At 71.2% G+C, this 26,517-nt stretch carries 29 protein-coding genes; 16 read left to right on the plus strand and 13 right to left on the minus strand.

The features are described from left to right. Together ACFVYF_RS13530 and ACFVYF_RS13535 are read right to left on the minus strand one after the other, a co-directional pair. Nucleotides 1-1,401, minus strand: a complete 1,401-nt coding sequence (locus ACFVYF_RS13530; protein WP_389455283.1) for a nucleobase:cation symporter-2 family protein — start codon at nt 1,399-1,401, stop codon at nt 1-3. A 194-nt stretch (nt 1,402-1,595) separates the two neighbouring features. Beyond that, complete coding sequence (locus ACFVYF_RS13535) at nt 1,596-2,957, minus strand: FAD-dependent oxidoreductase (protein ID WP_389455285.1); 1,362 nt, start codon at nt 2,955-2,957, stop codon at nt 1,596-1,598. A 240-nt stretch (nt 2,958-3,197) separates the two neighbouring features. On the opposite strand from ACFVYF_RS13535, the gene ACFVYF_RS13540 reads away from it, so the two are divergent. After that, nucleotides 3,198-3,668 carry a DUF6214 family protein gene (locus ACFVYF_RS13540; RefSeq protein ID WP_389455287.1) on the plus strand — a complete coding sequence of 157 codons (471 nt, stop codon included), beginning with the start codon at nt 3,198-3,200 and terminating at the stop codon, nt 3,666-3,668. A gap of 170 nt (nt 3,669-3,838) precedes the next feature. Here ACFVYF_RS13540 and ACFVYF_RS13545 read toward each other — a convergent pair whose 3' ends face one another. Continuing rightward, the gene (locus ACFVYF_RS13545; protein WP_389455289.1) at nt 3,839-4,495 is read right to left on the minus strand and encodes a DUF305 domain-containing protein; all 657 of its coding nucleotides are present in this window, start codon (nt 4,493-4,495) and stop codon (nt 3,839-3,841) included. 192 nt (nt 4,496-4,687) lie between these two features. Here ACFVYF_RS13545 and ACFVYF_RS13550 point away from each other — a divergent pair, with 192 nt between their 5' ends. Continuing rightward, nucleotides 4,688-6,190, plus strand: coding sequence for an LVIVD repeat-containing protein (locus ACFVYF_RS13550; RefSeq protein WP_389455291.1), 1,503 nt, complete (start codon nt 4,688-4,690; stop codon nt 6,188-6,190). A 124-nt stretch (nt 6,191-6,314) separates the two neighbouring features. Here ACFVYF_RS13550 and ACFVYF_RS13555 read toward each other — a convergent pair whose 3' ends face one another. Next, nucleotides 6,315-7,016 carry a TetR/AcrR family transcriptional regulator gene (locus tag ACFVYF_RS13555; RefSeq protein ID WP_389455293.1) on the minus strand — a complete coding sequence of 234 codons (702 nt, stop codon included), beginning with the start codon at nt 7,014-7,016 and terminating at the stop codon, nt 6,315-6,317. A gap of 248 nt (nt 7,017-7,264) precedes the next feature. Here ACFVYF_RS13555 and ACFVYF_RS13560 point away from each other — a divergent pair, with 248 nt between their 5' ends. Continuing rightward, a complete protein-coding gene (locus ACFVYF_RS13560) occupies nt 7,265-7,510 on the plus strand; it encodes a DUF2630 family protein (protein WP_389455295.1) in 246 nt (81 codons plus the stop codon). 78 nt (nt 7,511-7,588) lie between these two features. Here the strand turns inward: ACFVYF_RS13560 and ACFVYF_RS13565 are convergent, their stop codons facing one another. The 4 genes from ACFVYF_RS13565 to ACFVYF_RS13580 form a co-directional block, all read right to left on the minus strand. Continuing rightward, nucleotides 7,589-8,287 (minus strand): HAD family hydrolase, encoded by a 699-nt coding sequence (locus tag ACFVYF_RS13565; protein WP_389455297.1) that lies wholly within the window; start codon nt 8,285-8,287, stop codon nt 7,589-7,591. A 78-nt stretch (nt 8,288-8,365) separates the two neighbouring features. Continuing rightward, nucleotides 8,366-9,049 (minus strand): phosphatase PAP2 family protein, encoded by a 684-nt coding sequence (locus tag ACFVYF_RS13570; protein ID WP_389455299.1) that lies wholly within the window; start codon nt 9,047-9,049, stop codon nt 8,366-8,368. Between the two features lie 63 nt (nt 9,050-9,112). Further along, the gene (locus ACFVYF_RS13575; protein WP_389455301.1) at nt 9,113-10,045 is read right to left on the minus strand and encodes a M56 family metallopeptidase; all 933 of its coding nucleotides are present in this window, start codon (nt 10,043-10,045) and stop codon (nt 9,113-9,115) included. Nucleotides 10,046-10,236: 191 nt separating this feature from the next. Beyond that, nucleotides 10,237-10,785, minus strand: coding sequence for a DUF5134 domain-containing protein (locus ACFVYF_RS13580; RefSeq protein WP_389455303.1), 549 nt, complete (start codon nt 10,783-10,785; stop codon nt 10,237-10,239). Between the two features lie 160 nt (nt 10,786-10,945). Between ACFVYF_RS13580 and ACFVYF_RS13585 the strand changes: the two genes are divergently transcribed. Both ACFVYF_RS13585 and ACFVYF_RS13590 read left to right on the plus strand, forming a co-directional pair. Next, the gene (locus tag ACFVYF_RS13585; RefSeq protein WP_389455305.1) at nt 10,946-12,622 is read left to right on the plus strand and encodes an FUSC family protein; all 1,677 of its coding nucleotides are present in this window, start codon (nt 10,946-10,948) and stop codon (nt 12,620-12,622) included. Further along, nucleotides 12,619-13,242, plus strand: coding sequence for a MarR family winged helix-turn-helix transcriptional regulator (locus ACFVYF_RS13590; protein WP_389455307.1), 624 nt, complete (start codon nt 12,619-12,621; stop codon nt 13,240-13,242). Before ACFVYF_RS13585 ends, ACFVYF_RS13590 begins: the two co-directional genes overlap by 4 nt. A gap of 49 nt (nt 13,243-13,291) precedes the next feature. Here the strand turns inward: ACFVYF_RS13590 and ACFVYF_RS13595 are convergent, their stop codons facing one another. Further along, nucleotides 13,292-14,056: a VOC family protein gene (locus ACFVYF_RS13595; protein ID WP_389455309.1), complete on the minus strand. Its 765-nt coding sequence runs from the start codon at nt 14,054-14,056 to the stop codon at nt 13,292-13,294. A gap of 74 nt (nt 14,057-14,130) precedes the next feature. Continuing rightward, nucleotides 14,131-14,523 carry a VOC family protein gene (locus ACFVYF_RS13600; protein ID WP_389455311.1) on the minus strand — a complete coding sequence of 131 codons (393 nt, stop codon included), beginning with the start codon at nt 14,521-14,523 and terminating at the stop codon, nt 14,131-14,133. A 70-nt stretch (nt 14,524-14,593) separates the two neighbouring features. Between ACFVYF_RS13600 and ACFVYF_RS13605 the strand changes: the two genes are divergently transcribed. After that, the gene (locus ACFVYF_RS13605) at nt 14,594-15,133 is read left to right on the plus strand and encodes a GNAT family N-acetyltransferase (RefSeq protein ID WP_389455313.1); all 540 of its coding nucleotides are present in this window, start codon (nt 14,594-14,596) and stop codon (nt 15,131-15,133) included. A gap of 3 nt (nt 15,134-15,136) precedes the next feature. Here ACFVYF_RS13605 and ACFVYF_RS13610 read toward each other — a convergent pair whose 3' ends face one another. Further along, entirely contained in the window at nt 15,137-15,820 is a 684-nt protein-coding gene (locus ACFVYF_RS13610) for a glycerophosphodiester phosphodiesterase (RefSeq protein ID WP_389455315.1), read from the minus strand. Between the two features lie 296 nt (nt 15,821-16,116). On the opposite strand from ACFVYF_RS13610, the gene ACFVYF_RS13615 reads away from it, so the two are divergent. From ACFVYF_RS13615 to ACFVYF_RS13640, 6 genes are all read left to right on the plus strand, one after another. Then, nucleotides 16,117-17,145, plus strand: a complete 1,029-nt coding sequence (locus ACFVYF_RS13615; protein ID WP_389455317.1) for an alpha/beta hydrolase fold domain-containing protein — start codon at nt 16,117-16,119, stop codon at nt 17,143-17,145. Nucleotides 17,146-17,226: 81 nt separating this feature from the next. Beyond that, entirely contained in the window at nt 17,227-18,624 is a 1,398-nt protein-coding gene (locus tag ACFVYF_RS13620; protein WP_389455319.1) for a DUF6421 family protein, read from the plus strand. Between the two features lie 44 nt (nt 18,625-18,668). Beyond that, entirely contained in the window at nt 18,669-19,427 is a 759-nt protein-coding gene (locus ACFVYF_RS13625; protein WP_389455483.1) for an SDR family NAD(P)-dependent oxidoreductase, read from the plus strand. Further along, nucleotides 19,424-20,494: a threonine aldolase family protein gene (locus ACFVYF_RS13630; RefSeq protein ID WP_389455321.1), complete on the plus strand. Its 1,071-nt coding sequence runs from the start codon at nt 19,424-19,426 to the stop codon at nt 20,492-20,494. Before ACFVYF_RS13625 ends, ACFVYF_RS13630 begins: the two co-directional genes overlap by 4 nt. A 109-nt stretch (nt 20,495-20,603) precedes the next feature. Further along, entirely contained in the window at nt 20,604-21,197 is a 594-nt protein-coding gene (locus ACFVYF_RS13635; protein ID WP_389455323.1) for a transglutaminase domain-containing protein, read from the plus strand. Between the two features lie 13 nt (nt 21,198-21,210). Continuing rightward, on the plus strand, nt 21,211-21,903 hold the full coding sequence (locus tag ACFVYF_RS13640) for a B3/4 domain-containing protein (protein WP_389455325.1): 693 nt from the start codon (nt 21,211-21,213) through the stop codon (nt 21,901-21,903). 4 nt (nt 21,904-21,907) lie between these two features. On the opposite strand, the gene ACFVYF_RS13645 is transcribed toward ACFVYF_RS13640, so the two are convergent. Together ACFVYF_RS13645 and ACFVYF_RS13650 are read right to left on the minus strand one after the other, a co-directional pair. Beyond that, entirely contained in the window at nt 21,908-22,636 is a 729-nt protein-coding gene (locus tag ACFVYF_RS13645; RefSeq protein WP_389455327.1) for a lysophospholipid acyltransferase family protein, read from the minus strand. Between the two features lie 182 nt (nt 22,637-22,818). After that, entirely contained in the window at nt 22,819-23,235 is a 417-nt protein-coding gene (locus ACFVYF_RS13650) for a DUF4395 domain-containing protein (protein ID WP_389455329.1), read from the minus strand. Between the two features lie 75 nt (nt 23,236-23,310). Between ACFVYF_RS13650 and ACFVYF_RS13655 the strand changes: the two genes are divergently transcribed. The 4 genes from ACFVYF_RS13655 to ACFVYF_RS13670 all read left to right on the plus strand — a co-directional run bounded on the left by ACFVYF_RS13655 (nt 23,311) and on the right by ACFVYF_RS13670 (nt 26,508). Continuing rightward, entirely contained in the window at nt 23,311-23,724 is a 414-nt protein-coding gene (locus ACFVYF_RS13655; RefSeq protein ID WP_389455484.1) for a TlpA family protein disulfide reductase, read from the plus strand. A 206-nt stretch (nt 23,725-23,930) separates the two neighbouring features. Continuing rightward, nucleotides 23,931-24,440 (plus strand): flavin reductase family protein, encoded by a 510-nt coding sequence (locus ACFVYF_RS13660; protein ID WP_389455331.1) that lies wholly within the window; start codon nt 23,931-23,933, stop codon nt 24,438-24,440. A gap of 193 nt (nt 24,441-24,633) precedes the next feature. Then, nucleotides 24,634-25,419, plus strand: coding sequence for an electron transfer flavoprotein subunit beta/FixA family protein (locus ACFVYF_RS13665; protein ID WP_389455333.1), 786 nt, complete (start codon nt 24,634-24,636; stop codon nt 25,417-25,419). Nucleotides 25,420-25,545: 126 nt separating this feature from the next. Further along, the gene (locus ACFVYF_RS13670) at nt 25,546-26,508 is read left to right on the plus strand and encodes an electron transfer flavoprotein subunit alpha/FixB family protein (protein ID WP_389455335.1); all 963 of its coding nucleotides are present in this window, start codon (nt 25,546-25,548) and stop codon (nt 26,506-26,508) included. Nucleotides 26,509-26,517: the final 9 nt, after the last annotated feature.

Consider the following 26,517-nt stretch of genomic DNA (forward strand, 5'->3'; position numbering starts at 1 on the left):
CTACGGGGCTTCGGCGTCCGCGACTTTCGCGGCCCGTGGGGTCTCGGCGTCCGCGAGACCCGCAGCCCCCGGGGTCTCGCCGTCCGCCGCTGAACCCGCCCTGCCCGACAGGTGGTTGAAGAGCAGGTTCAGCACGATCGCCGTCAGGCAGCCCGCGCTGATCCCGCTGTTCATCACCGTCTGGAACCAGTCCGGGAACTTCTCGTAGACCGTCGGCACCCCCACCGGCAGCATGCCGACGGCGACCGAGACCGCCACGACGGTCAGATTGTCGTTGCCCTTGAAGTCGACCTCGGACAGGGTGCGCAGCCCGCTCGCGGCGACCGTCCCGAACATCACCAGGCCCGCCCCGCCGAGCACCGGCGCCGGTATCGCCGCGACCACCGCACCCAGCTTCGGCAGCAGGCCGAGCAGTACGAGGATGCCTCCCGCGGCGGCGACCACCCAGCGGCTGCGGACGCGGGTCATGCCGACGAGGCCCACGTTCTGCGCGAACGCCGTGTAGGGGAAGGTGTTGAACACACCGCCGAGGACTGTCGAGAGTCCGTCGGCGCGCAGACCGTCCGCGAGTGAGCGCGGCTGGATCGGCCGGTCGGTCATCTCGCCGACCGCGATGAAGTCGCCGGTCGTCTCGGTCATCGTCACCAGCGCCACGACCAGCATCGAGATGATCGCCGAGGCATGGAAGGACGGCGCCCCGAAGTGGAAGGGCGTGCTGATCCCGACCCAGCCGGCGTCCCCGACCCCGCCGAAGTCCGTGAAGCCGAACGGGGCCGCGACCGCGAGGCCCACGGCGATGCCGATCAGCACGGCGATACGGCTCAGGAAGGCCGGCGCGAACCGCTGCACGCCCAGCACCACGGCCAGGACGAAGCCCGCGAGCGCCAGATTCTTCGGTTCACCGAATTCCGGCGAACCCTGGCCGCCGGCCGCCCAGTTGCCCGCCACCGGCAGCAGCGAGACGCCGATGATCAGGATCACCGTGCCGGTGACCAGCGGCGGGAAGAAGCGCAGCAGCTTCCCGAAGACGGGTGCCAGCAAGACGATCGCGAGGCCCGCGACGATCACCGATCCGTAGATCGCCGGCAGTCCGCCGCCCGTCGTCCCGATGAGCACCATCGGTGAGACGGCCGCGAAGGTGCAGCCCTGCATGATCGGCAGCCGGACACCGAAACGCCAGAAACCCACGCACTGGATCAGCGTCGCGATCCCGCACACCAGCAGGTCCGCGGTGATGAGATACGCCAGATCGGCGGGCGACAGCTTCATCGCCCCGCCCACGATCAGCGGAACCGCCACCGCTCCCGCGTACATCGCGAGCACGTGCTGCAGACCGAAGGCGGCCAGCCGGCGTACGGGTGGGACCTCGTCGACGGGATGCGCGGGTGCGGTCGTGGCCATGGGCACTCCAGGGGCGGCGGGCGAGCGGGGAGCGTCCGGAGGGCGCGAGAAGTCCGGACAGCACGAGACCGTAAGGGGCTTGAACAGTTTGTTGATTTCCGGATTGTTGCCGGTGTGTGTCCTGCCCACAGGAGCGAACCCGAGTCTGCTAGGGCCGGTCCGTTCCGAGGCAGCCGGGAATTCCCGGGCCGCCTCTACGAAGCCGCCGCCCGCGCCGCGGCCAGCAAGGACGCCCAGTCGGGGAGCTTCACCACACCCCGTCCCAGCGAGGCGCCCAGCTCCGCTTCGGCCCGCTCGATCGCCTGCCAGCCCGCCCACTCGACGGGTGTGACCCCGGCGGCCCGCAGCGCCGCGAGCGGGTCGTCGGCGACGTCACGCCGTACGAGCAGGGGCGCGTCCGCGAGCAGCGAGGTCACTGTCTCCTTCGCGCACGGCCGGTTGGTGCCGATGACCCCGGTCGGTCCTCGTTTGATCCAGCCGGCGACGTACTCGCCCGGGGAGACGACGCCGTCCCGCAGGACCCGGCCCGCGAGATGCGGCACCGTGCCACGCTCCGCGTCGAACGGCAGTCCCTCCAGCGGCACTCCTCGATAGCCGACCGAGCGCAGCACCAGTTGGGCCTCGATGTCCTCGTACCGGCCCGTACCGCTGACCCCGCCGTGTCCGTCGGGCACCGTCCGCTCGAAGCGCACCGCGCCGACGTGGGCGCTCCCGCCGGGCCGGTCTGCGAGCAGTTCGGCCGGGCGCAGGAAGAAGCGCAGCCGGATCCGGCGGCGGCTGCCCGAGGGCGGTGCGGCGGCCCACGCCCGCAGGACCTCCACGTTGCGGCGCTGGGCGGCCGGCAGGGCCGACGGGTCGGCGTATTCGGGATCGAGGGCCAGCTCCTGCGGGTCCACGACCACGTCGACATCCGGCAGCGCGCCCAGCTCGCGCAACTCCTTGGTGGTGAACCGGGCCTGCGAAGGGCCGCGCCGCCCGACCATGTGGATCTCCGCGACCTCGCTCGCGGCGAGCGCGGCGAGCGCCGCCTCGGGCATGTCGGTGGTGCTGAGCTCGCCGGCGCCGCGGGCGAGGATGCGGGTCACGTCGACGGCCACGTTCCCCACGCCGATGACGACGGCCGAGCGGGCGCCGACCACGAAGCCGTCGGAGGTGGAGTCCGGGTGCGCGCTGTACCAGGACACGAACTCGGTGGCCGACCAGCTGCCGGGCAGCTCCTCGCCGGGGATGCCGAGGTGGCGGTCGGTGGCGGCGCCCACGCAGTAGACGACCGCGTGGTACAGCTCCCGCAGCCGGGTCGCCGGCAGTCCGCCGGGTCCGACCTGGACACCGCCGAGGAAGCGCACCCGCTCGTCCTCCAGGACGGCGCGCAGATTGTTCTGCAGTGACTTGATCTTCTCGTGGTCCGGCGCCACGCCGTAGCGCACCAGGCCGTACGGGCACGGCAGCCGGTCGAGCACATCCACTCTGACGTCGGGCAGCACGCTCTGCTGGACGAGGCTCTGCGCGGTATAGACCCCGCTGGGCCCCGAGCCGACGACGGCGACATTCAGCACGGCGGAACTCCTTCTCGACGTCCGGACGGTCCGAGGAGATCGCTGGTGGCTCCAGCATCGCACCGTACGGAGCACTCGGGGAGGGGGCGCGGGGGCGGGGCGGCCCTGGGCCGACGGAGTGCGGCGCCCGCGCCCGGCATGCGTGCCGTTGTGTATTGAATGTGATCATGCGGTTACGTTGTGTATGTGCTGGAAGCATCCTTTCTTAATCTTTCTGATCGTGATCGGCCGGATGGTGCGGTGTCCGTGTGGCCCGCGTGGGAAGTGCGGGAGCACGGGATCGCCACGTCGTGGTTCAACGTGAGGCTCGGATTCGGTGACGGGGCCCGGGTCGACGTGCTGGCCGTGGTGTCCGGGGCGGGCGTCTCGGTCGAGGACGTACAGGCACGGCCGCCGCTGTCCCTCGACGATCTGGCGGTGCTCGCCGAGTGGATCGAGGGGCCGCTCTCCGATGCGTGCGGTGCCGGGCCGGGGTCCGCGGGGTCCGGCGAGGGCCCGCACGTGCCACCGCGCCGCGCCCGCCCCGCCTGGCCGCGCGGCACGGAGGGGCGGCGCCTCGTCGCGGAGGAGTACCGCGCGGCGCAGGAGGAGGGCGCGGATCCCGTGTTCGCGGTGATGCGGGCCACCGGCCACAGCCGCCGGCGCGCGCTCAGACTGATCGCCGGAGCGCGCGACGCGGGATTCCTGACCCCACGTCATGTGCGGCGCTGAGCGGGCTCATTGAGGCCGCCCGGCGATCGCCGGGGGCGGGCCGTTTTTCTGGCTTTGCGTCATGTACGGCGCCGAACAGGCCCGTTGGGGTCGGCCGGTCGATCGCCGGGGTCCGTACGGGCGGTGCTCACGGCCCGGACGACCTGAAGGCGGTCGGGCCGCAGGCGGTGTCAGGACATGGCGCGCATCCGGCCGATCTCGGTGGTCTGCTGGGCGATCACGTCGTCCGCCATCTCCTCGATCTGGACGTTGTTGCCCTGGGACTTCACGTCGGTGGCCATCGTGATCGCCCCGTCGTGATGCGTGATCATCAGCTTCAGGAAGAGCTCGTCGAACGCCTTCCCCTTGGCGGCGCGCAACTTCTTCAGCTGCGCCTCGGTCGCCATGCCGGGCATCGTGTCGTGCTGGTGTTCCGCGCTTTCCGTCGGCCCGCCGTGCGTTTCGAGCCAGCTCTCCATCACCTTGATCTCCGGCCCCTGCGCGGCCGCGATCCGTTCGGCGAGCCGCCGCACGGCACTCGACTCGGCCCGTTTCGGGACGAGTTGCGTCATCCCGACCGCCTGGGTGTGGTGCTCGATCATCATCCGCGCGTACGTGAAGTCGGCCGAATTGGGGGAGTCGTCGGGCCGCTGCTTCCGGGCGTCCTGGGCGGAGAGCGTTTCCGCGGCCTCTCCGGGTTTGCCGGGCGCGATCACTGAAGGACCGCTGCCCGCCGGGGACTTGGCGTCCGCGTCGGGCGAACCGGAGTCGCACGCGCCGAGTGCGAGCACGGCGGCCGCCAGGGACGCCGTGACCAGGGATGCGCGGAACGTACGGCGAACGAGCACAACGGCCTCCTGTGGCCCACGGGTTGAGGGACGCCTCTTGGTGTCGAGGACCGTCCTAGCACTCTTCCGTACGCGAGTGATCAAAGTCTTTCATTACGAGTCCGTTGCCGTCTGTTGATCTGTGCATGATGAAGACGATACTTCGGAGGTCCGTGAACCGTTCGAACGCGGACGGCGACTAGGGAGGACGCAGTGACCCTGTTGAACAACCCCCGAACGCGGCACAGACGCCTGGGAGTTGCCGCGGCCGCGGCCGGGCTCCTGGCCGCGCTGCTCACGGCCGGCCCGGCGGCCGCGACCCCCGACCCCGGGGACGGCCCCGCCGCACAGGAACAGGTCTCCAAGAGCGAGGCCGCCGAGGTCCGGGCGGCGATCACGGCCGGCGAGATACCCGGTCAGGACGAGATCGTCCACTCCGACAACATCACGCACCTGGCCAACATCCCCAAGGAAGCACTCCTCGGCACCAATTCGGACCTGGCCTTCCAGGGCCACTACGCGTTCGCCGGCAACTACGACGGCTTCCGCATCTTCGACATCAGCAACCCCAAGGCGCCCGAGACCGTCGCGCAGGTGCTCTGCCCCGGCTCGCAGAACGACGTCTCCGTCTCGGGTGACCTGCTCTTCCTCTCCACCGACTCCTCGCGCAGCGACAACTCGTGCAGCAGCACGACCCAGCCCGCGACCGAGAAGTCCTCGTGGGAGGGCATGAAGGTCTTCGACATCAGCGACAAGACGAACCCGAAGTACGTCGCCGCCGTCGAGACCGCCTGCGGTTCGCACACCCACACGCTGGTGCCGGAACGCAAGAACGTCTACGTCTACGTGTCCTCGTACTCGCCGAGCGCCACGTTCCCCGACTGCCAGCCGCCGCACGACGGCATCTCGGTCATCAAGGTCCCGCGCAAGGCCCCCGAGAAGGCGGCCGTGGTGAACTTCCCCGTCCTGTTCCCCGGTGAGGGACCCGACGGCGGCGGCAACCCGGGCGGACCCACCAACCCGGGCGTCTCCAAGACCACCGGCTGCCACGACATCACCGTGCTGCCCTCCAAGGACCTCGCGGCGGGCGCCTGCATGGGCGACGGCATCCTGTTCTCCATCAAGGACCCGGAGAACCCGAAGGTCATCGACCAGGTCGAGGACAACGTGAACTTCGCGTTCTGGCACTCGGCGACCTTCAACCAGAAGGCCAACAAGATCGTGTTCACCGATGAGCTGGGCGGCGGCGGTGCGGCCACCTGCAACGCGGCCGTCGGACCCAACCGCGGTGCCGACGGCATCTACGACATCGTCGGCAGGGGCGACCAGCGCAAGCTCGTCTTCAAGAGCTACTACAAGATCCCCCGCTACCAGGCGGACACCGAGAACTGCGTCGCCCACAACGGCTCGCTGATCCCGGTCGAGGGCAAGGACATCATGGTCCAGGCCTGGTACCAGGGCGGTGTCTCGGTCTGGGACTTCACGGACTCGGCGAAGCCGAAGGAGATCGCCTACTTCGAGCGCGGCCCGCTGACCACCGACAAGCTCACGGGTGGCGGCTCCTGGTCGGCGTACTACTACAACGGCTACATCTACTCGAACGACCTGGTGAAGGGCTTCGACGTGCTGAAGCTCAGCGACCGGCGCACCGACCCGGCGAAGCGGATCCACCTGCGGGAGCTCAACGTCCAGACGCAGCCGGACTACTTCGACTGACCGGACTGCGTCGACTGACCGGACTACCGACTGACCGGACCGCTTCGACCGGCCGGATCCACGTCGGCCGACCGGAACCCTTCGTGCCACGGGGCCGCTGCCACCGGCCCGACCCGCAGGCCCGTCACGCCCGGTCGGACTCCACGGTCCGGTCGGGCGGCGGATCGGCCTCGCGGCCCCCGGCCGCGAAGAAGCGGGACAGATCCGGGTCGAACATCCCGCCGGGCGCCTCGGCGTCCGGCGGGGTGCCCATCGCCGGATCCAGCCGGTAGCGCTTGAAGAGCTCGGCCCGCAGCACCGGCACCGGCATCGGCACGCCGGGCACCAGCGCCGAGTACACCGCGCCCATGAGCAGCGCCCGCAGCATCGGATAGTCGGTGGCCGCGTCGGGCGAGCCGTGCCGGGCGACAGTCTCCCGCAACAGCTCCGCGAGCCGCTGCTGCTCCGGGCACTGGACGAAACCCTCCGCGTGCAGGATCCCGGCCATGTGCTGGCGCATCAGGACCGGGTGGTCCTGGGTGAGGCCGAGAATCGCGTCGATTGCGCGGGCCATCCGCTCCCGGCCGTCGTCGGTGTGCGGTTCGCGCTCCAGCGCCTCTTCCAGCGTGCGGTGCATCAGCCGGTGCACGGCCGACTGCAGCAGCTGTCTCTTGCCGGGGAAGTAGTACGACACCAGACCGCGCGCCGAGCCCGCCCGGTCCGCGATGTCGCCGAGCGTCGTGGCCTCGAATCCGCGCTCGCGGACCAGCTCGGCAGCCGCCTGCAGAAGCCGTTCCCGGGAACGCCGCCGCAACTCTTCATTGACCGAGGCGCTTCGCGGGGACATGCTGTAACTCCTGCGTTGACTGGCTGCCAGCCAACTATACTCAACGCGTCCGGTCCAGACCCCAAGTGGGTCTCCTCCGGGCTGCCGTCCGCCCTGGGCGACGCGGGGGATCGTCCAGGGCAGACGTGCGGGGGCTCTGCCCCCTGCCGCGGCGGATACCGCCGGCACCGTCCGTGCCCGTCCACAGCTGTCGCAGCGCCGCCGAACCGTCTCTAAAGTGGGCAGCAGTCCCAAGGAGGCGTACGGACATGGATCAAGAACAGATCCTGGCCAGGATCACGGCGATGGTGGACGACGAGCGACGGCTGCGCGAGGCCGTGGCGTCCGGGCAGATCGACAGCACCACGGAACAGGAACGGCTCGGACAGCTGGAGCGCGACCTCGACCAGTGCTGGGACCTGCTGCGCCAGCGCCGTGCGAAGACCGAGTTCGGCGAGAATCCGGACGACGCCCGGGTCCGTCCGTCGTCCCAGGTCGAGGGCTATCAGAGCTGAGTCGAGGGCTATCGGAGCTGAGTCGAGGGCTATCGGAGCTGAGTCGAGGGCTATCAGAGCTGAGACGCCGGGCCTGCGTCAGCCGGCCAGGTCCAGCACCGGGCGAAGCCCGTCCGGCCGCTGCGCCACCGGCAGATGGTCCACGAAATGCACTCCGCAGCCCAGTGCCGCGGCACCGCCGTCCGCCCGGCGGTCGTCCCCGACCATCAGCGTGTCCTGCGGAGCGACCCCGAGCGCCTCGCAGGCCGTCGCGAACAGCCGCGGATCCGGCTTCTGGATGCCGTGCTCGTAGGACAGCACGTACGTCCCGACACAGCCGTCGAGTCCGTGCCCGCGGAAGACCGGCCGCAGATCCCACCCGATGTTGCTCACCACTGCCACCGCGATTCCGCGTTCGCACAGCGCCTCGAGCACCTCCAGCGCGTCGGGGTACGGGCGCCAGGCGTCCGGTGTGCTGTGCCGGTCGTACAGCGCGTCGTGCAGTCCCGGGTCGGGCAGTGTCACCTGGCGGGACAGCCCGGTGTACGTGGCCCGGTGCAGCTCGGCGCTGCGGTCCCGGATGTCCCACAGCTCGGCGACGCCGGGCGGCAGGGGCCGGCTCGGAGCGGCTCCGCCGGGCAGTGCGCCCACCGCCTCCAGTTCCTCGGCCGCGCTGAGCAACTCGGTCTCGGGCAGAGGGAGACCGGCCGCCGTCAGTACGGCCCTCAGCCACGATTCGCTGGATTCGATACGGAAGAGGGTCCCGGAGAAGTCGAAGAGCACACCCTTGATGGCCATGGAAGGTGATCCTTGGCGAGCCGGCCGCACGGGTCAAGAGCGCCCGGCGCGCACGGCCGCCCACCCCGGCGGCACAGGTCAGGGGAGTCTCCGCGCGCCCCACCGCTCGTACGAGGCCACCGCGAGCGCCGCCACCAGGGCACCCAGGAGCCAGCCGCCCAGGACGTCCGAGGGCCAGTGGACGCCCAGCCAGACGCGCGTGAGGCCGACACCCAGGACGGAGACGGCGGCAGCGGTCACGGCGGTCCACCACAGGAGCCGGCCGGCGCCGTACCGGTGGAGCAGCCAGAGCAGCAGCGCGCACACCAGGGTGGCCGTCAGGGCGTGGCCCGAGGGGAAGGCGGCGTAGTGGGCGGAGTCCACGGGGTCGGGCCAGACGGGGCGCCGGCGGTCGACCGCCGCCTTGAGGCCCTGCTGCAGCAGGGTGCCCACCGCGCAGGTGGCCGCCAGCCAGAGGGCGGACCGCCAGGCGGAGTGTCTCCACACCAGCCACAGGGCGGCGGCCGCGCACACGATCCGCATCGTCAGCGGATCCCAGACCCAGTCCGTCAGGATGCGGAAGGCGTGGGTGGCGCCGGGTTCGCCGACCGCCCAGCGATGTGTGGTGCGTGCGATGTCCCCGTCGAGCGAGAGGAGGGGGTGCCAGGAGAACGCGACCAGCAGCAGGAGCAGCAGGGAGGCCACGGCGAGGGGCAGTGCGACCAGGACGGCGGTCCGCGGGGCCGGCGTGCGGGACGGTGGGTCGACGGGCGGCGGGTGCATACCGCGATCCTCGCCGACTTACGAGGTTCTATGCCTCCAGCGGGCCGGGAGAGGCCGGGTCCGTCAGCCGAGGGCCCGCAGGCCCGGGACGAACGCCACCAGCAGCGGGATCACCGGCACCAGCGTCCCGGCCGCCGTCAGCCGCAGCCGGCGCGCCGCCGTGAGCCGGCCCGGCGGGGTGAGGAGGCGGTCGACGCGCTGCGGGACATGGGCCTGCGGCGTCGGGCAGGGGCCGAACACGCCCCGGTCCTCGTTCAGTTCGACCAGGGCGAGGGCGATGGTGAGCCGGCCGAAGCGGCGGGACGCCATGTCGTCGGCGGCCAGTTCGACCAGCCGGTGCATCTCGTCGCGGAACGCGGCGAACACCGGCACCTGCGGGAATCCGTTGGCCAGCGCGGCCGAACAGTGCAGCAGCCAGTCGTGCCGCGCCTGGGCGTGACCCTGTTCGTGGGCGAGGACGGCATCCAGTCGGCGGCCTTCGAGGCGGCGCAACGCGGACGTGGTGATGACGAGTTGGGGAGCGGCCCCCGGCAGCCACCAGGCATCGGGACGCTCTCCCTCCAGGACCACCAGACGGTCGCTGCCGGGCTCCTCGCCGGGCAACAGCGGGGCCCGTACGAGGAGTTCGGTGCGGTGCCTGCGACGGCGCGCCCGGGCCCGTACGATCTCGCGGGCCAGCATCGCCGCGGTCCAGGCCCCGCCGCACGCGAGGGCCACGGCGGTCGCGGCGGCCCAGGGGCTGCTGCTCAGCGCGTAGGCGTTCACGACGGAGTGCGGCGCGGGGGCGAACACATGGCCGCGCACGGCCATCCACGCACCGGCCGCGCTCAGCGTCATCGACAGCACGCAGCACAGCAGGACCGACGCCACCACGCACTGCCACACCCACAGGGCCACCACCGGTTCGCGGTCCGGCCAGTCGGCCCGGGCGAGCAGCCGCGGGGCGACGAGGGCGGCCAAGGCGCCGAGCAGCAGCAGTGCCGCGGGGACCATCATGGGGCGAAGCCTATGAGCGGGGCCGCGCCGGGGATACGGCCTGCCGCGGCAAGTGACGTACACCACGGGTTCGTCCACTGGAGCCCGCCGGTTCGTACAGCCCCCGCGACGGTTTTCTACAGTTCGCACAACGGATCAGCGAGACGTGCCTCGCGGCGCGGAGCGGCCCGGGGCACGGAGCTCTGCCGGTCTCAGAGCGTGAGCAGCATCGCGACCATGGCGATCCCCATCGACAGCCGGCACGCCCGGGCCACTTCGGGCCGGTCGCCCCAGCCGGGCGCGCCCCCCTGCCGGCCGGCCACCGCCGCCACCGGCAGCAGTCCGGCCCCGGACCACAGGACGTACCCCGCGAAGTACAGCAACAGGGCTCCGGTCACCAACGGCACGCCGGTGCCCCCGTGTTCCTGGTGGCCGGGGGAGGCGGCCATCACCGCGGCCATGTAGGCCATCGCCGAGGCCCCCACCAGATGGTGCAGGTGATGCGGGCTGGTCCGGGCAGCCCACAGGGCTCGCAGGGCCGCGGCGCCGAAGAGAGCCGCGTAGGCCAGCCAGGTCCAGCGCGGCGGTGCCGCCACCGCCGCGGGTACGGCCATCGCTGCCATCCCGAAGCCCATGAGCGCCTCACCGCCGGCGGCGCGCCGCTGTTCCTCGACCGGGCTGCGCATGCGCAGCAGACAGTAGGCCCCGGTAGCCGCGCAGAGCGCCACGAGCAGCCAGCCGGGCGAAGCCGGTCCGTGCACCGCGCACCTCCCCGTTCGACGGTGTCGGACAGTCGGTCAGGGCATGCCCCGCCCGGCCGGTGCGCAAGCGAGCGCAAGGGTGTACACGGGGGAGCGTGCAGGAGCGAACCGCAGGTGAGAGGCTATCTTTTACGAGTAAAACACCTGGTAATCTTTATTCATGCGCCGAGATTCCCCCGCCTCCCCGCCCTCCCGCCGGCTCCCGCTCGCCGGGGTGCTGAAGGTCGGCAGGCCCTCCGACATCTGGTTCAAGCCCGCGTCGAGCGTCGTCGTCGCGGTCGCTCCGCCGAACCTCACGCTGCTCGCGCTCGGCCGCCTCGATCTCGCGATGTACACGATGGCCGGATCCCTCTGCGCGCTCTACGCCCACAACCGTCCCTACGCCGCCCGGGCCCGGGTGCTGGCCGGCGTGGTGCTCGGCATGCTCGGCGGGCTGGCCGTCGCCCTGGTCACCGCGTCGTTCACCACGGACGCCGTCGTGCTGGTCACCGTCGGCGCCCTGCTGGCCGCCGTACAGAAGACGCTCTGCGACGCCACCCGCGTCGGACCGCCCGGCCATGTGGTCCTGACCTTCATCAGCTCCGCGTCCCTGTTCGCGCCGCAGAGCCTCGGTCAGGTCCCCGGGCATCTGGCGGCGGCCGCCGTCGCGGGCGCCTGGGCCTGGACGGTCGGCATGGCGCCCGGACTCGTACGGCCGCACGGACCCGAGCGGCGCGCCACCGCGCACGCACTCGGCGCCGCCGCCGCGTTCGCCCAGGCGCGCGGCACCGGCGCCGAGCACGCCGGGGCCCGGGCCGCCGGGGCCGCGGCCGTGCACGTGTCCTGGCAGGCACTGCTCTCCACCGGCGCCCGGTCCGCGCCCCGCCGCGCTCTGGAACGGCTCGTGGTCCGCGCCGAGGTCGCGCTCGCGGCGCCCGCCGACGCCGAGCCGGAGCGGCTGCGGGCCTGGGCACGGGACCTGCGCGGCGGCGGGCCGATTCCACCCGCGGACGATCCACCCGCGGACGATCCACCCGCGGACGATCCGGACGCCGGCGAACTGCTCGGCGTGGAGGCCGAACTCGACGTCCCCGCACGGCCGTTGCGTACCCGCCTCGGCCCGCTGGCCCCGTTCGCGCTGCGTACCGCCGTCGGCTGCGCCCTCGCCGGATACGTCTCGCTCGCCCTCGGTATCGGCCGGCCGTACTGGGCGCTGGTCACTGCGGCCTCGCTCTATCAGGCCAACGTCAGCCTGACCTGGAGCAGAGGAGTGCAGCGCGTCGTCGGCAATCTGATCGGCGTGCTGGTCTTCGCGGCTGTCGTGCCGCTCGCCCACCTGGGCCAGGCGTCCCTCGTCCTGTGCTGCCTCGCCCTCACCTTCGGCGCCGAGGCGCTGATCGGCCGTAACTACTGGCTCGGCAGCGTCTGCGTGACTCCGATGGCGCTGCTCATCACCGAGTTCACACACCACCAGCGGACCGCCGAGCTCATGGCCGACCGGGTGCTCGACACACTCGTCGGGGCGCTGGTGGGGTTTCTCGCGGCGGTCGCGGTGACCAATCGGCGCGCCGGCGACCGTGTAGAGGAGGCCCTCGACAGCGTCGAGCGGGCCCGCGAGCGCGCCGCGGGCGTCCTGGCCGCGCGGAGTCCCGCGCCCGGGGCCCTGGAGTCCGCCCGCCGGGGTCTCGCCGCAGCCGTCGTCGAGCTGCGCGCCACCGCCGACGCGGCTGCCGGCGAGTGGTGGCAGCGCGCCCTGCCCCCGGAGCGGGTGATGATGGCTGAGCAGGCCGGACACCGTACGCTCGCGGCGGTGGTACGACGGCGGGGACGGCACTTCTTGGAGGACGCACAGGCATGACGGCAGCGAACGGGCGGGCGGCGACCGGGGGCGACACGGCCGGGTCACCGGACCCCGGGGCCGCCTCTGGGCATCCGGTGGCGGGGCCCGCGGACTCCGGGAGCGGAGGGGCCGCGCCCGTGGACACCATGGCCGTCGTGGTGCGTCAGTGGCAGACGGTGCATCCCGGCATCGACACCGGTCCCATGGAGATCATCGGCCGCATCAACCGCAGCGCGGCCCTCCTCCAGCAGGCCGAGGACGCCCCGCTGCGCCGCGCCGGACTCACCCGGCCCGAGTTCGACGTCCTCGGCACGCTGCGGCGCACCGGTCACGAGCTGACCCCCAGTGACATCGCCCGCGAGACGTTCTCCTCCGGAGCCGCCGTCACCAAGCGCCTCAAGCAGCTGAGCGAGCGGGGCCTGATCGAGCGCCGTGGGGACACCCGCGACCGCCGGGTGGCGCACGTCCGGCTCACCGAAGAGGGCCGCGACCTCGTCGACGGCATCCTCCCCGAACAGCTCTCCTTCGAGACGGCGGCCCTGTCCGGGATCGATCCCGCCCGCCGGGACGAACTCGCTGTTCTGCTCGGCGAGTTGCTCGGACAGCTCGAGGGCCGGCTGGGCGCACCCCGCGTCTGAGGGCCCATCGGGTGCCGCGCAGCCGATCCGGCACCGGATCCCGTACGCCCTATCCCTCCTCACCCGCCACATGGATGCCGAAGACCGCTCCCTGCGGATCCTTCAGTACGGCGATCCGCGGGCCGTCCGGCACGGAGGTGGGCTCCATCAGCAGACTGCCGCCCGCCGCGACGGCGGCCTCCGCCGTGATGTCCACGTCCTCGACGGCGAAGTACGGGAGCCAGTGCGAGGGCACCTCGGGCGGGAACTTGTCGTCCATCGCCAGCAGGCCCCCGAAGTCGGCGCCCTCGATGCCCCACTGCGGGTACTCCTCGGAGGCGCTCAGAGTCCAGCCGAAGACGGTCGTGTAGAAGCCGGCGACCTGCTCGGGGGCGCGGGTCAGCAGTTCCACCCAGCCGAGCGAGCCGGGCGCGTTGAACAGCCCGGCCCCCGGGAACGTACGGGCCTGCCACAGCTGGAACGCGGCGCCGCCCGGGTCGAAGGCCACGGCGAAACGGCCCACGTCGAACACGTCCAGCGGTCCGACGACGACCGTGCCGCCCGCCGTGCCGACGGTCTCCGCGGCGACGTCGGCGTCGGTCACCGCGAACGACACGTTCCACGCGACCGGCTGCGACTGCTGGTAGAGCGGGGAGATCGCCGCGACCGCCGCGTCGCCGAGGTGCGCGACGGTGTAGCCGCCCGCCTCCTGGCGCGGGTCCGTCTCGAGGCGCCAGCCGAACAACGCCGCGTAGAACCCCTTGGCCGCCTCCGGATCGCTGGTCCCGAGCTCGGTCCAGCAGGGCCCGCCGGTCACCGGCCTGTCGAGTTTCATGACGTCACCTTCCGGGCGAGGAACCCCCGCGATCACGCTATGCCCGCAGGCCCGGCCGCGACCACCGGTACCCCTCAGATCCCCGGCCGGTACCGCAGCGGATGGTCGGCCGGGATCTCGACGAGCACGATCTCGGTCCCGTCCGGGTCCGCGATCCACATCTCGATCAGGCCCCAGGGCTCCTTCACCGGCGGGCGCCGGATCTCCACGCCGGCGGCTGTCAGCTCGTCGTGCGCCGCGGCCGCGTCCGCCACCTGGAGCCACAGCCTGAGGGTGGGGGAGGGCGGGGTGTCGGCGCGGCCCGCGACCTCCAGGAAGCCACCGCCCAGGAAGTACACGGTGCCGCGTTCGGGACCCGTACCGAACTCGCGATGGACGGCGAGGCCCAGCTGGTCACCGTAGAACGTGCGGGAACGCTCGGGGTCGGTGGGACGCAGAAGGGTTCGGCTGCTCAGTACATGCACCATGCACCCGAAGCGTAGGACAGGGTTACTCTCGTCGGTGCCGAACCGCGCCACAGAATCGGAGAACCGCTCCATGGACACCGCTCCCGACGGACTGACCTTCCGCGACGCCACCGACGCCGACGTCGACGCCCTCGTCGCGCTGATCGAGTCGGCCTACCGCGGGGACACCAGCCGGACCGGCTGGACGACGGAGGCGGACATCCTCGAAGGGCAGCGGACCGACCCCGACGGCGTGCTCGCGGTCATCAAGTCGCCCGAGAGCCGGCTGCTGACCGTGGAGCGGGACGGTTCCGTCATCGCCTGCTGCCAGCTCGAACACCGCGGTGACCACGCCTACTTCGGGATGTTCGCGGTCAGCCCGGCGCTCCAGGGCGCGGGGCTCGGCAAGGTGATCATCGCGGAGGCGGAGCGGCACGCGCGCGAGACCTGGGGCGTCATGGAGATGCACATGACCGTGATCTCCGTGCGCGACGACCTCATCGCCTGGTACGAGCGCCGCGGCTACCGCCGTACGGGAAAGATGACGCCCTTCCCGTACGGCGACGAGAGCTTCGGCATTCCGCAGCGCGACGACCTGCAGTTCGAGCTGCTGGTCAAGCCGCTCGTCTGATCCCTACGCGGTGAAACGGCCGGTGCGCTTGATCTCGGGGTAGTCGGTGGTCGCACCGTCCAGCTCCAGGGCGCGCACCAGCCGCAACTGGTCCTGCGTGTTCACCACCCAGCCGATGATCCTCAGGTCCGCCTTGCGCGCGTACTCGACGACCTCCAGGGTCAGCCGGCGGATGTTCAGGACGAGCGTCGTGGCACCGACGGCGGTGGCGCGGTCCACGACATCGATGCCATAGCGGCTGGCGACGAGGGCGGTGCGTACGCCGGGGACGAGGCGTGCGATCTCAGCGAGCGCCTCGTCGTGGAACGAGAGGACCTCTACCCGTGCCACGAGGTCCCGGCGGTGCATGACCTCGGCCAGCGCCCGGGCCGCCGCCACGTCCTTGATCTCCGCCTGCAGCGGAGCCCTGACGGCGTCCAGCACCTCCTCGAAGACGGGAACGCGCTCGCCGTGCCCCGCGTCCAGGGTGCGCAGCTCGGCGAGAGTCTTCTCGGCGATCGGTCCCGAGCCGTCGGTCGTACGGTCCACGTCGGCGTCATGCATGACGACGAGGGCGCCGTCCTTGCTCAGATGCAGATCGAGTTCGATCAGGTCGAGGCCCGCCTGCTGGGCGGCGATGAAGGAACGGAGAGTGTTCTCGGGTGCGATACCCATCACTCCGCGATGACCGATGGTGAGGAAGTTCAAGGTTCAACTCGCTTCCGTCGACGGCGGCTCGGCTCCGGCGTGGAGTCCGACGGGGCGTCCACGCGGCAGGGCCGCAGCCTAATGGCCCTGCCGCGTGATGTACCCGGTCGTACGCCGTTGAATGGGCCCCGGCGCCAGGCGGACCTGCCCCTGGAGCCCGGGCGGATCACCCTGGGGTGGGCGAGTCCCGCGCGGGTTGACCCGCCGCCGGTGTCCCCTTGCCCCTCCCTCTCCTGACGGCTAGTCATATGACGTACCCGGTAGAGCAGTTCACGAGCCCGCCGAGAGGTGACGCGATGACCGCCGAGCCCGCCCCCGAAGTCCGTGCCCTCGTCGACGCCATCAAGGTCCACTTCCCGGATCTCGGCGGCACCGTCACCGACGCGGCCGAGGCCCGTCGCGTCCTGGCCGCGGCACCCGCCTGGCCCTTCGAACCCCCGGCCGTCGGTTCCGTGGCGGACCGCGTCGTACCGGGCCCGCCCGGGGCGCCGGAGATCCCCGTACGGATCTACCTGCCGGAACCGGGGAGCGCCCGCGAGGAGCCACGGAGCGACGGGGCACCCAGGCGGCCGGAGAAACCCGGGCCCCGTCCGACCGTCGTCTTCTTCCACGGCGGCGGATGGACGATCGGCGGCCTGGACAGCCACGACCCCATCGCGCGCGGGCTGTGCCGGGACGCCGCCGCTGCGGTGGTCTCCGTCGACTACCGGCTCGCGCCCGAGGCGCGTTTCCCCGCGGCTGTCGAGGACGCGTACGCCGCCCTGTGCTGGGCGGCGGACCATCTGGACGAGCTCGGCGGGGACCCGGGCGCGCTGGTCGTCGCCGGTGACAGCGCGGGCGGCAACCTGGCGACCGTCGCCGCGCTGATCGCCCGTGACCGGGGCGGCCCCGCACTCGCGCACCAGGTGCTGGTCTACCCCGCGACCGACGCGCGGCGCGAGAAGGCGTTCGACGACGGCCTCGGGCTCTTTCTGACCGCGGCCCACGGCCGGTGGTTCGCCGAGCAGTACTTCGGGTCCGACGGCGACCGCGCGCACCCCCACGCGTCGCCCGCGCTGGCCGAACTGTGCGGGCTGCCGCCCGCCCACGTCGTCACCGCCGGTTTCGATCCCCTCTGTGCCGAGGGGCGCGCCTACGCCGCACAGCTGCGCACAGCGGGCGTCGAGGTCACCGAGGGTCACTATCCGGCCATGTTCCACGGCTTCTACGGCTTCCCGGAGCTCCTCGCGGACACTCGCGACGCTCAGCGGCATATAGCGGATGTGATCGCATCTACGGTATCCGGCAGGAAAAAGAGCGGTGAAGGTGGGGGTCACGCAGGATAATTCGCCGGACCCGCACTTGTGGGAAGGAACCTCGCATGCTTACGGTGTCCATACGCGAGTTTCTCCTGTGGAGGGTGGGTCATGACGGAAATTCTTGAGCAGGTGGGTACGGAGGAGCGGATTCCTCCCCTGGTCAGGGTGGTGGAGCACCCGGCTTGGCCCGTGCTCAAGGATGCCGTGGAAGAGATCCGGCCGTGGCAGGCCAAGGACGGCTCCATCGACTTCGAGGGCGAGGGTGCGCCGGACGCCTCCGACGCCGAGCTGGCCGTACGCCGGGTCATAGACGCCGTGGAGCAGCTGTCCCCGCTGGTGCCGCACGACGCCGAGTACCACGCGGCGCTCGTGAAGGACCTGCGCCGCTGGTCCGACGGCGGTTTCGAGGTCCCCGACTTCCTCGACTCGCTGCTGGCCTTCCAGCCCGCCGCGCACCGCGAGGACGGCCTGCAGCACCTGGTCGTCTTCCCGATGTACACGCAGAACGGCAACCCGGACCGCAACCTCGAAGCGGTCGTGCTGCGCATGGTCTGGCCGGACTGGCTGGCCGAGCTGGAGCGCACCCGCTACGACAACCCGCTGTTCTGCGGCATCACCTTCGAGGACTTCACCGCGGGCTACGACACCAACTCCGCGGTCCTTTTCCCGGAGACCATCGCCGTGCGCGAGGCTCCCGAGCGCTTCAGCTGGGGCGGCATCTTCTGCGACCGGGAGGCCGCCCGCTTCCGCCGCGTCACCGAGGCCGCCGTCGACCTCCTCGGTCTCGAACTGCCCGCCGACATCCAGGACATGGTCGGCGACCAGAAGCGCTGCGAAGAGGCCTTCGTGCTGTGGGACATGGTCCACGACCGCACCCACAGCCATGGCGACCTGCCGTTCGACCCCTTCATGATCAAGCAGCGCCAGCCGTTCTGGATGTACGGCCTGGAGGAGCTGCGCTGCGACCTCACCGCCTTCAAGGAGGCCGTGAAGCTGCAGGACGACGGCGTCCCGCAGGCCCGTGACGTGCAGTACGCCGTCCTGTTCGACCGGATGTTCCGCTTCCCGGTCTCCGGCGAGCGGGTCCGCAACTACGACGGCCTCGGCGGTCAGCTGCTCTTCGCCTACCTGCACAAGCACGACGTCGTCCGCTGGACCGACAACAAGCTGCACATCGACTGGCAGCGCGCTCCCGAGGTCACCAACCAGCTGTGCGGCGAGATCGAGGACCTCTACCGCGCCGGCATCGACCGCCCGAAGCTGGTCCACTGGTTCGCCGCCTACGACCTGGTCTCGCAGTACCTCGCCCCGCACCCGGGCTCCCGCTGGGCCAAGGGCCCGGACGCCCTGGACCTGTCCCAGCCGCCGCGCAAGCTCGTGGACGACGTGCTTCCGGACGAGTTTCCGCTGAGCATGTTCTACGAGGCGCTCGCCAAGAAGCTGAAGAACGTGATCGCCTCCACCAAGGGCATCACCGCGGAGAACGCCGAGCGGATCGCCGCGTGAGCGCCCGCGCCGGGAATGCCGAGGACGCTCAGGAGGCGAAGGCCATGGCCAACGGGAACGGCAACGGAGCACTGAGCGGCGCGGTGATCGCGGTGGCCGGGGCCGGCGGCCCGGCCGGCCGGGCCACGCTGATGCGGCTGGCCGAGGCCGGCGCGGTCGTCGTCGGCTCGGACGCGGACCCGCAGCGGCTCGCCGAGGCCGTGGACGCGGCGCGCTACGCGCACGGCGGTGCCACGGTCGTGGGCGACACCGTCGACCTGCTCGACCTGCAGGCGACCCGCGACTGGGCCGGTCGTATCGAGAAGGACTTCGGACGCGTCGACGGCCTGGTCCACCTGGTGGGCGGCTGGCGCGGCAGCTCCTCCTTCGCGGGGACCGATCTCGCCGACTGGGAGCTTCTGGAGAAGCTGCTGATCCGCACCGTCCAGCACACCTCCCTCGCCTTCTTCGACGCCCTCCAGCGCAGCGACCGCGGCCGTTACCTGCTGACCAGCGCGGCCGGTACCGCCAAGCCCACCGCGGGCAACGCCGCCTACGCGGCGTCGAAGGCCGCGGCCGAGGCGTGGACGCTGGCCATGGCCGACGCCTTCCGCAAGGCGGGGGGCGAGGACGGTCCCCGTGCCGCGGCTGCGATCCTGGTGGTCAAGGCACTGGTGCACGACGCGATGCGCGCCGAGCGCCCCAACGCGAAGTTCGCGGGCTTCACGGATGTCACGGAGCTGGCCGAGGCCATCGCCGGCGTCTGGGACAAGCCCGCCGGTGAAGTGAACGGAAACCGTCTGTGGCTGACCGAGAAGCCGTGAACCCTCCGAAGACCGACGCCCGGCGTCATCACGACCCGGACGTCCGCGGCTTCGCCAGCGACAACTACGCGGGGGCCCACCCCGAGGTGCTCGCCGCCCTGGCCCTGGCCAACGGCGGGCACCAGGTCGCGTACGGCGAGGACGACTACACGGCGGGCCTCCAGCGGATCATCCGCAGTCACTTCGGTGCCACCGCCGAGGCCTTCCCGGTCTTCAACGGCACCGGGGCGAACGTGGTGGCGCTCCAGGCCGTCACCGACCGCTGGGGCGCGGTGATCTGCGCGGAGAGCGCGCACATCAACGTGGACGAGGGTGGCGCCCCCGAGCGCATGGGCGGACTCAAGCTGCTCACCGTGCCCACGCCCGACGGCAAGCTCACGCCCGAGCTGATCGACCGGCAGGCGTTCGGCTGGGACGACGAGCACCGTGCGATGCCGCAGGTCGTCTCGATCGCCCAGAACACCGAGCTCGGCACTCTCTACACGCCCGACGAGATCCGCGCGATCTGCGAGCACGCCCACGCGCACGGCATGAAGGTGCACCTCGACGGCGCCCGGATAGCCAACGCGGCCGCCGCCCTGGACGTCCCGATGCGGACGTTCACCAACGCGGTCGGGGTCGACATCCTGTCGCTGGGCGGGACGAAGAACGGCGCGCTGTTCGGCGAGGCGGTGGTCGTCCTCAACCAGGACGCCGTCAGCCACATGAAGCACCTGCGCAAGCTGTCCATGCAGCTCGCCTCCAAGATGCGCTTCGTCTCGGTGCAGTTGGAGGCGCTGCTCGCCAAGGACCTGTGGCTGCGCAACGCCCGCCACGCCAACGAGATGGCCCAGCGGCTCGCCGAGGGGGTCCGGGCGGTGCACGGCGTGGAGATCCTCCACCCGGTGCAGGCCAACGCCGTCTTCGCGCGCCTTCCGCACGATGTGAGCGAGCGGCTGCAGAAGCGCTACCGCTTCTACTTCTGGGACGAGGCGGCGGGTGACGTCCGCTGGATGTGCGCCTTCGACACGACGGAGGACGACGTGGACGGGTTCCTGGCCGCGCTCAAGGAAGAAATGGCGCGCTAGCGACAACAGGATCACTCGTTTCCCGGGGGAGCCCGGATGAATGCATAGGTATGCGGCCGATCGAAAAGTCATTGACTGTCGACCGGCCGCATTCCTATGCTCTGCTGCCATGGAACTGACCCAGGAAACCCCTGACCTGTCCGCCTATTTGGCGGCCGACGAGGTCGTCGACCATCATCATCCGCGGGTGCGGCAGACGGCCGCGCGCCTGGCCGAGGGGGTGGCGGACTCGTATGCCTATGCGCGGGCGGCCTATGAGTTCGTGCGCGACACCATTCCGCACTCCGCCGACTCCGGGGATCCGCGCGTCACCTGGCGCGCCTCCGACGTCCTGGAGCTGCGTACGGGCATCTGTCACGCCAAGGCACACGCGCTGGCCGCACTGCTGCGGGCCGAGGACATCCCCACGGCGTTCTGCTATCAGCGCCTGCTGCACGACGACGGGAGCGGGCACGCCGTGCACGGTCTGGTCGCCGTGCGGTTCAACGGCGCGTGGCACCGCCAGGACTGCCGGGGGAACAAGGCGGGTGTGGACGCCCAGTTCTCCCTCGCCGGCGAGCGGCTGGCCTGGGTCCCGGATCCGGAGTCCAATGAGCTGGACTATCCAGTACTCTATGCTGCACCGCATCCGGACGTGCTGCGGGTGCTCCGAGCGGCACCGGACCGCCCGTCCCTGTGGAAGGCGCTTCCCACCGCACTCTGACGCAAGGCAGACGATGACTCTCAGGCTCACCGTGTCCGACGAGGTGCGCGCCCTCGCGCCGGGCTTCACCCACCTGGCCGTCGAGGCGCAGGGCCTCGTGAATGGGCCCAGTACGGAGGAGACGTCGGCGCTGCTGGACGACGCGGCACGCCGGCTGGCCGTACGACTGGACGGCCGTCCTCCGCACGAGGACCCGCACATGGCGGCCTGGCGCGCGATGTACACGGCGTTCGGCTCCAAGCCGTCGCGGACGCGCAACTCGGCGGAGGCGCTGGCCAAGAGGGCCCTGTCGGAGGCCGGGCTGCCCCGGATCAACGTGCTCGTCGACGTCTACAACGCGATCAGCGTCGCGCACCTGATCCCGGTGGGCGGTGAGGACACCGACCGCATCCAGGGCGGGATGTCGCTGGTGCGGGCCACGGGAGACGAGGACTTCGTGACCGTCGTGGGCGGCGGCGAGGTGGTCGAGCAGCCGGACGCGGGCGAGGTGGTGTGGCGCGACGACGCCGGCGTGACCTGCCGGCGGTGGAACTGGCGCCAGGGGCCGCGGACCCGGCTCACCGAGGAGTCGGCCTCCGCGGTCTTCCTCCTGGAGAGCCTGGCGCCGATGCCCGTGCCCGAGGTCACGGCCGCGGGCGCCGAACTCGCCGAACTCCTGGAGAAGTTCAGCCCCGGGGCGCACATCGTGGTGCACGCCCCGGCGTGACGATTCAGCGCGCCTCGGAAGCACGCACCTCTTCGGGGGTCGGTGCCGTGCCTCCGAGGTGGGCGGGCATCCACCAGGTGTCGTCCGCGCCCTTGGGGCGGACCGGATAGGCGCGCTGCGCGGCGTCGAGCAGCTCCTGCACGCGCTCGCGCAGCCGCCGGGTGATCGCGCCCGCGTACTGGTCCTTGGGGGCCTCGACCGGCTCGCCGATGCGGATGGTGACCGGGATGTGGCTGCGCTTGAAGTTGCGCGGGTGGCCCTTGGTCCACAGCCGCTGGGTGCCCCACAGCGCCACCGGAATCAGCGGGACGCCCGCCTCCTGGGCCAGGCGCGCGGCACCCGACTTGAAGCTCTTCAGCGTGAACGACTGCGAGATGGTGGCCTCGGGGAAGACCCCGATGACCTCGCCGGACCGCAGCGAGTCCAGGGCGTGCGCGTACGCCGTCTCACCCTGCTTGCGGTCCACGGGGATGTGCTTCATGCCGCGCATCAGTGGACCGGAGATCTTGTGCCGGAACACCGACTCCTTCGCCATGAAGCGCACCAGGCGCTTCTGCGGCAGGGCCGCCAGGCCGTCGAAGACGAAGTCCAGATAGCTGATGTGGTTGCTGACCAGCACGGCGCCGCCCGCGCGCGGAATGTTCTCCGACCCCTGGCAGTCGATCTTGAGGTCCCAGGCCTTGAACAAGGTGCGGGCGAAACCGATGACGGGACGGTAGACAAGCTCTGCCATGGACGGGGTGGACCCTTCTCTCTGCCTGGGAAGGGCTTCCCGGCGGAAGTTACGCAGCCGTAGGTTTACGGCGATGCGCAGATCGTGCCCCAAGAACGGACGGGGGGCCAGTCCTGGTTCCTGTGAACGGCGAGATCCTCGTCACGTCGGCACGTGATCCACCTCGGGGTTTTCCCCTCCCTTTACTCTGCGCGCACCGTCACTCGGCGGACGAGCAGGTACATCTCACACCCGAGGCAGTACCCGAAGGCGGCATTGAGAAACGCCGCGGCCAGCGCGGCCGCGGTCGCCGCGAGACCCAGCCACTCCGGGCCCGCGGTGAATCCGATCAGTCCGACGACCGCGAAGAGCAGCCCGACCACCTGCGCGAAGCGCGGCGGCTCCGGGGGTTCGAACTCCGTCGGCGGCCCGATCCGGGGTCGTACGACCGTGCGGAACAGCCAGCCGTACGGGGAGCGCCCGACGCCGCCCGCCGCGCCCAGCGCGAAGGCGAGCGTCTGCCAGGCCAGTACCCACGGGCTGCCGGTGACCAGCACGACCGCCAGTACGACGGTCGTCACGGCCGCACCGAATCGCGGCCCCCTCACATCGATGTCCATGAATCAAGCATTCCGCACCGGACGGGATTCGTGGCGGCGGGAATCTTTGCGGTCTCGTGAATGCTTGAGGCTGTGATGACCGGACTTGTGGTGTGCATGGTGGTGCTCGCACTGGCGAGCGCCTACGGAGTGCTGCATCAGCGGCGGAGCGGGAGAGTGCGGGTGCGCGGGAGGGACGGCGGAAAGCGGCTCGGCGCGGCGGAGTTGGGCGAGGAAATCGGGGAACGGGCCACGCTCGTCCAGTTCTCGAGCGCGTTCTGCGCACCCTGCCGGGCGACCCGCCGGGTGCTCGCCGAAGTGGCCGGCATGGTCCCGGGGGTGTCCCATGTCGAGATCGACGCCGAGGACCACCTGGACCTCGTACGGGACCTCGGAATCCTGAAGACACCGACGGTGCTCGTGCTCGACGCCGAGGGGAAGATCGTGCGGCGCGCGACCGGACAGCCGCGCAGGGCGGATGTCATCGCCGCGCTGGGGGAGGCCGTCTGACCCATGGCGCCCTTGGTGAGGCATCTCCCAGATACCGGTCCGTACTTGACTGCACCCGCCACCTATCGTCAGCCTGACCGTATGCCCCCGGAACTCCTTCTCTTCGAGCGCGTCCACGTGGACCTGGCCCGCACCGCGAGTGCGCGCTGTCCGGGCCGTTGAGCACCCACGGACCCGACCGTCGCCTCCCGAAGAAGGACAACTCCATGACGGCCACACCCGGCCTCGGTACGCCCCGGCTCGCCTCTCCCGACCTCCTGCGCTCCGTCTTCCGGCGGCATGCGGCGGGGGTCGCCGTCATCACCGCGCAGAGCGAGCGCGGCCCCGTGGGCTTCACCGCCACCTCGCTCGCGTCGGTGTCCGCCGAGCCCCCGCTCATCTCCTTCGGCATCGGTACCGGCGCCTCCAGCTGGCCGGCCGTGTCGGAGGCGGACCATGTCGGCGTGCACATACTCGGCGAACACCAGCAGGAACTGGCCGGCACCTTCGCCCGGAGCGGCGCCGACCGTTTCGGTGAACCCACGCGCTGGCGCGAGGGTCCCGAGGGGGTCCCGGTCCTGGACGACGTGCTCGCCTGGCTGGTGTGCCGTGTCGTCGCGCGCGTGCCCGCCGGGGATCACCGCATCGTCCTGGCCGAGGTCTCGCTCGGCGACCCCTCCGGAGCCGGCAGCCCGCTGCTGTACCACCAGGGGCGCTTCAACGGCCTGCGGGACTGACTCGCTCGGTCGACTACGCAGCGTTGCCAAGGTCACAGTTCAAAGCGCTTGCTCAGTGGGCATCCGATAGGTGTACTGACGAGTAATATTTCGTTCGGGGCGTGGGTCGCCCCGACCGGGATCGGCCGCTTCAGGCGCCTATGCTGCCTGAAAGAAGGCAGCCCAGAAATGACGATGCAGTAGGAGAGCCGGCGTGAGCTTGAGGATCGTTGTCACTGTGAAGTACGTGCCCGACGCCACTGGCGATCGGCACTTCGCCGATGACCTGACCGTCGACCGTGACGACGTGGACGGTCTGCTCTCGGAGCTCGACGAATACGCGGTCGAGCAGGCGCTGCAGATCGCCGACGAGGCCGATGACGCCGAGATCACCGTGCTGACCGTCGGCCCCGAGGACGCCAAGGACGCGCTGCGCAAGGCCCTGTCCATGGGCGCCGACAAGGCCATCCACGTCGAGGACGACGACCTGCACGGCACCGACGCCATCGGCACGTCGCTGGTGCTCGCCAAGGCGATCGAGAAGGCCGGCTACGACCTGGTCATCTCCGGTATGGCGTCCACCGACGGCACCGCCGGTGTCGTCCCGGCGCTGCTGGCCGAGCGGCTGGGCGTTCCGCAGGTCACGCTGCTCTCCGAGGTCTCCGTCGAGGACGGTGTCGTCAAGGGCCGTCGCGACGGCGACTCCGCCTCCGAGCAGCTGGAGGCCTCGCTGCCGGCCGTCGTGTCGGTCACCGACCAGTCGGGCGAGGCGCGTTACCCGTCGTTCAAGGGCATCATGGCCGCCAAGAAGAAGCCGGTGGAGGCCTGGGACCTGGAGGACCTGGAGATCGAGGCGGGCGAGGTCGGTCTCGCGGGCGCCTGGACCAAGGTCGACTCCGCCACCGAGCGTCCGGCGCGCACCGCCGGCACGATCGTCAAGGACGAGGGCGAGGGCGGCAAGCAGCTGGCTGAGTTCCTCGCGGGCCAGAAGTTCATCTAGCTGCCGAGGGTCCGGGGCCGTCTCCCGGACCGGCGCGGCGCCCAAGGCCCGCCAGACCGCCCGAGGTTCGGCACGCCGAGCCCCCACCGCCCCCTCATACTTCGTAAGCAGGAGAGAAGAAGTCCCATGGCTGAAGTTCTCGTCTACGTCGACCACGTGGACGGCGCCGTCCGCAAGCCCACCCTGGAGCTGCTGACGCTCGCCCGACGTCTCGGCGAGCCCGTCGCCGTCGCCCTCGGTGCCGGTGCCGAAAACACCGCCGCCGCGCTCGCCGAGCACGGGGCGGTCAAGGTCCTCACGGCCGACGCCCCCGAGTTCGCCGACTACCTGGTCGTACCGAAGGTGGACGCCCTCCAGGCCGCCTTCGAGGCCGTCTCCCCGGCCGCCGTACTGCTCCCGTCCTCGGCCGAGGCCAAGGAGATCGCGGCCCGTCTCGCGATCCGCATCGGCGGCGGCATCCTCACCGACGCCACCGACATCGAGGCCGGTGACGAGGGTCCGGTGGCCACGCAGTCCGCGTTCGCCGCTTCCTACACCACCAAGTCGCGTGTCTCCAAGGGCACCCCGGTCATCACGGTCAAGCCGAACTCGGCCGCCGTGGAGGCCGCCCCGGCCGCGGGCTCCGTCGAGACCCTCACGGTCTCCTTCTCCGAGCAGGCCAAGGGCACCAAGGTCACCTCGCGCACCCCGCGCGAGTCGACCGGCCGGCCCGAGCTGACCGAGGCCGCGATCGTGGTCTCCGGCGGCCGCGGCGTCAACGGCGCCGAGAACTTCTCGGTCATCGAGTCGCTCGCCGACTCGCTCGGTGCCGCCGTGGGCGCCTCGCGCGCCGCGGTCGACGCCGGCTGGTACCCGCACTCCAACCAGGTCGGCCAGACCGGCAAGTCCGTGTCCCCGCAGCTGTACATCGCCTCCGGCATCTCCGGCGCGATCCAGCACCGCGCCGGTATGCAGACGTCGAAGACCATCGTGGCCATCAACAAGGACGCCGAGGCCCCGATCTTCGACCTGGTCGACTACGGCGTGGTCGGCGACCTCTTCGAGGTCGTCCCGCAGCTCACCGAGGAGATCAAGACCCGCAAGGGCTGACCTTCTCCA

It is taken from the genome of Streptomyces sp. NPDC058274, from assembly GCF_042881375.1.
In the GTDB taxonomy this organism is placed as follows: domain Bacteria; phylum Actinomycetota; class Actinomycetes; order Streptomycetales; family Streptomycetaceae; genus Streptomyces.

Bases quoted from the DNA above. Each gene is read 5' to 3' on its own strand.
- ACFVYF_RS13530 (WP_389455283.1), bottom strand. From the start codon at position 1,401: ATGGCCACGACCGCACCCGCGCATCCCGTCGACGAGGTCCCACCCGTA.
- ACFVYF_RS13555 (WP_389455293.1), bottom strand. From the start codon at position 7,016: ATGTCCCCGCGAAGCGCCTCGGTCAATGAAGAGTTGCGGCGGCGTTCC.
- ACFVYF_RS13560 (WP_389455295.1), top strand. From the start codon at position 7,265: ATGGATCAAGAACAGATCCTGGCCAGGATCACGGCGATGGTGGACGAC.
- ACFVYF_RS13565 (WP_389455297.1), bottom strand. From the start codon at position 8,287: ATGGCCATCAAGGGTGTGCTCTTCGACTTCTCCGGGACCCTCTTCCGT.
- ACFVYF_RS13570 (WP_389455299.1), bottom strand. From the start codon at position 9,049: ATGCACCCGCCGCCCGTCGACCCACCGTCCCGCACGCCGGCCCCGCGG.
- ACFVYF_RS13575 (WP_389455301.1), bottom strand. From the start codon at position 10,045: ATGATGGTCCCCGCGGCACTGCTGCTGCTCGGCGCCTTGGCCGCCCTC.
- ACFVYF_RS13585 (WP_389455305.1), top strand. From the start codon at position 10,946: ATGCGCCGAGATTCCCCCGCCTCCCCGCCCTCCCGCCGGCTCCCGCTC.
- ACFVYF_RS13590 (WP_389455307.1), top strand. From the start codon at position 12,619: ATGACGGCAGCGAACGGGCGGGCGGCGACCGGGGGCGACACGGCCGGG.
- ACFVYF_RS13595 (WP_389455309.1), bottom strand. From the start codon at position 14,056: ATGAAACTCGACAGGCCGGTGACCGGCGGGCCCTGCTGGACCGAGCTC.
- ACFVYF_RS13600 (WP_389455311.1), bottom strand. From the start codon at position 14,523: ATGGTGCATGTACTGAGCAGCCGAACCCTTCTGCGTCCCACCGACCCC.
- ACFVYF_RS13605 (WP_389455313.1), top strand. From the start codon at position 14,594: ATGGACACCGCTCCCGACGGACTGACCTTCCGCGACGCCACCGACGCC.
- ACFVYF_RS13615 (WP_389455317.1), top strand. From the start codon at position 16,117: ATGACCGCCGAGCCCGCCCCCGAAGTCCGTGCCCTCGTCGACGCCATC.
- ACFVYF_RS13620 (WP_389455319.1), top strand. From the start codon at position 17,227: ATGACGGAAATTCTTGAGCAGGTGGGTACGGAGGAGCGGATTCCTCCC.
- ACFVYF_RS13625 (WP_389455483.1), top strand. From the start codon at position 18,669: ATGGCCAACGGGAACGGCAACGGAGCACTGAGCGGCGCGGTGATCGCG.
- ACFVYF_RS13635 (WP_389455323.1), top strand. From the start codon at position 20,604: ATGGAACTGACCCAGGAAACCCCTGACCTGTCCGCCTATTTGGCGGCC.
- ACFVYF_RS13640 (WP_389455325.1), top strand. From the start codon at position 21,211: ATGACTCTCAGGCTCACCGTGTCCGACGAGGTGCGCGCCCTCGCGCCG.
- ACFVYF_RS13645 (WP_389455327.1), bottom strand. From the start codon at position 22,636: ATGGCAGAGCTTGTCTACCGTCCCGTCATCGGTTTCGCCCGCACCTTG.
- ACFVYF_RS13650 (WP_389455329.1), bottom strand. From the start codon at position 23,235: ATGGACATCGATGTGAGGGGGCCGCGATTCGGTGCGGCCGTGACGACC.
- ACFVYF_RS13655 (WP_389455484.1), top strand. From the start codon at position 23,311: ATGACCGGACTTGTGGTGTGCATGGTGGTGCTCGCACTGGCGAGCGCC.
- ACFVYF_RS13660 (WP_389455331.1), top strand. From the start codon at position 23,931: ATGACGGCCACACCCGGCCTCGGTACGCCCCGGCTCGCCTCTCCCGAC.
- ACFVYF_RS13670 (WP_389455335.1), top strand. From the start codon at position 25,546: ATGGCTGAAGTTCTCGTCTACGTCGACCACGTGGACGGCGCCGTCCGC.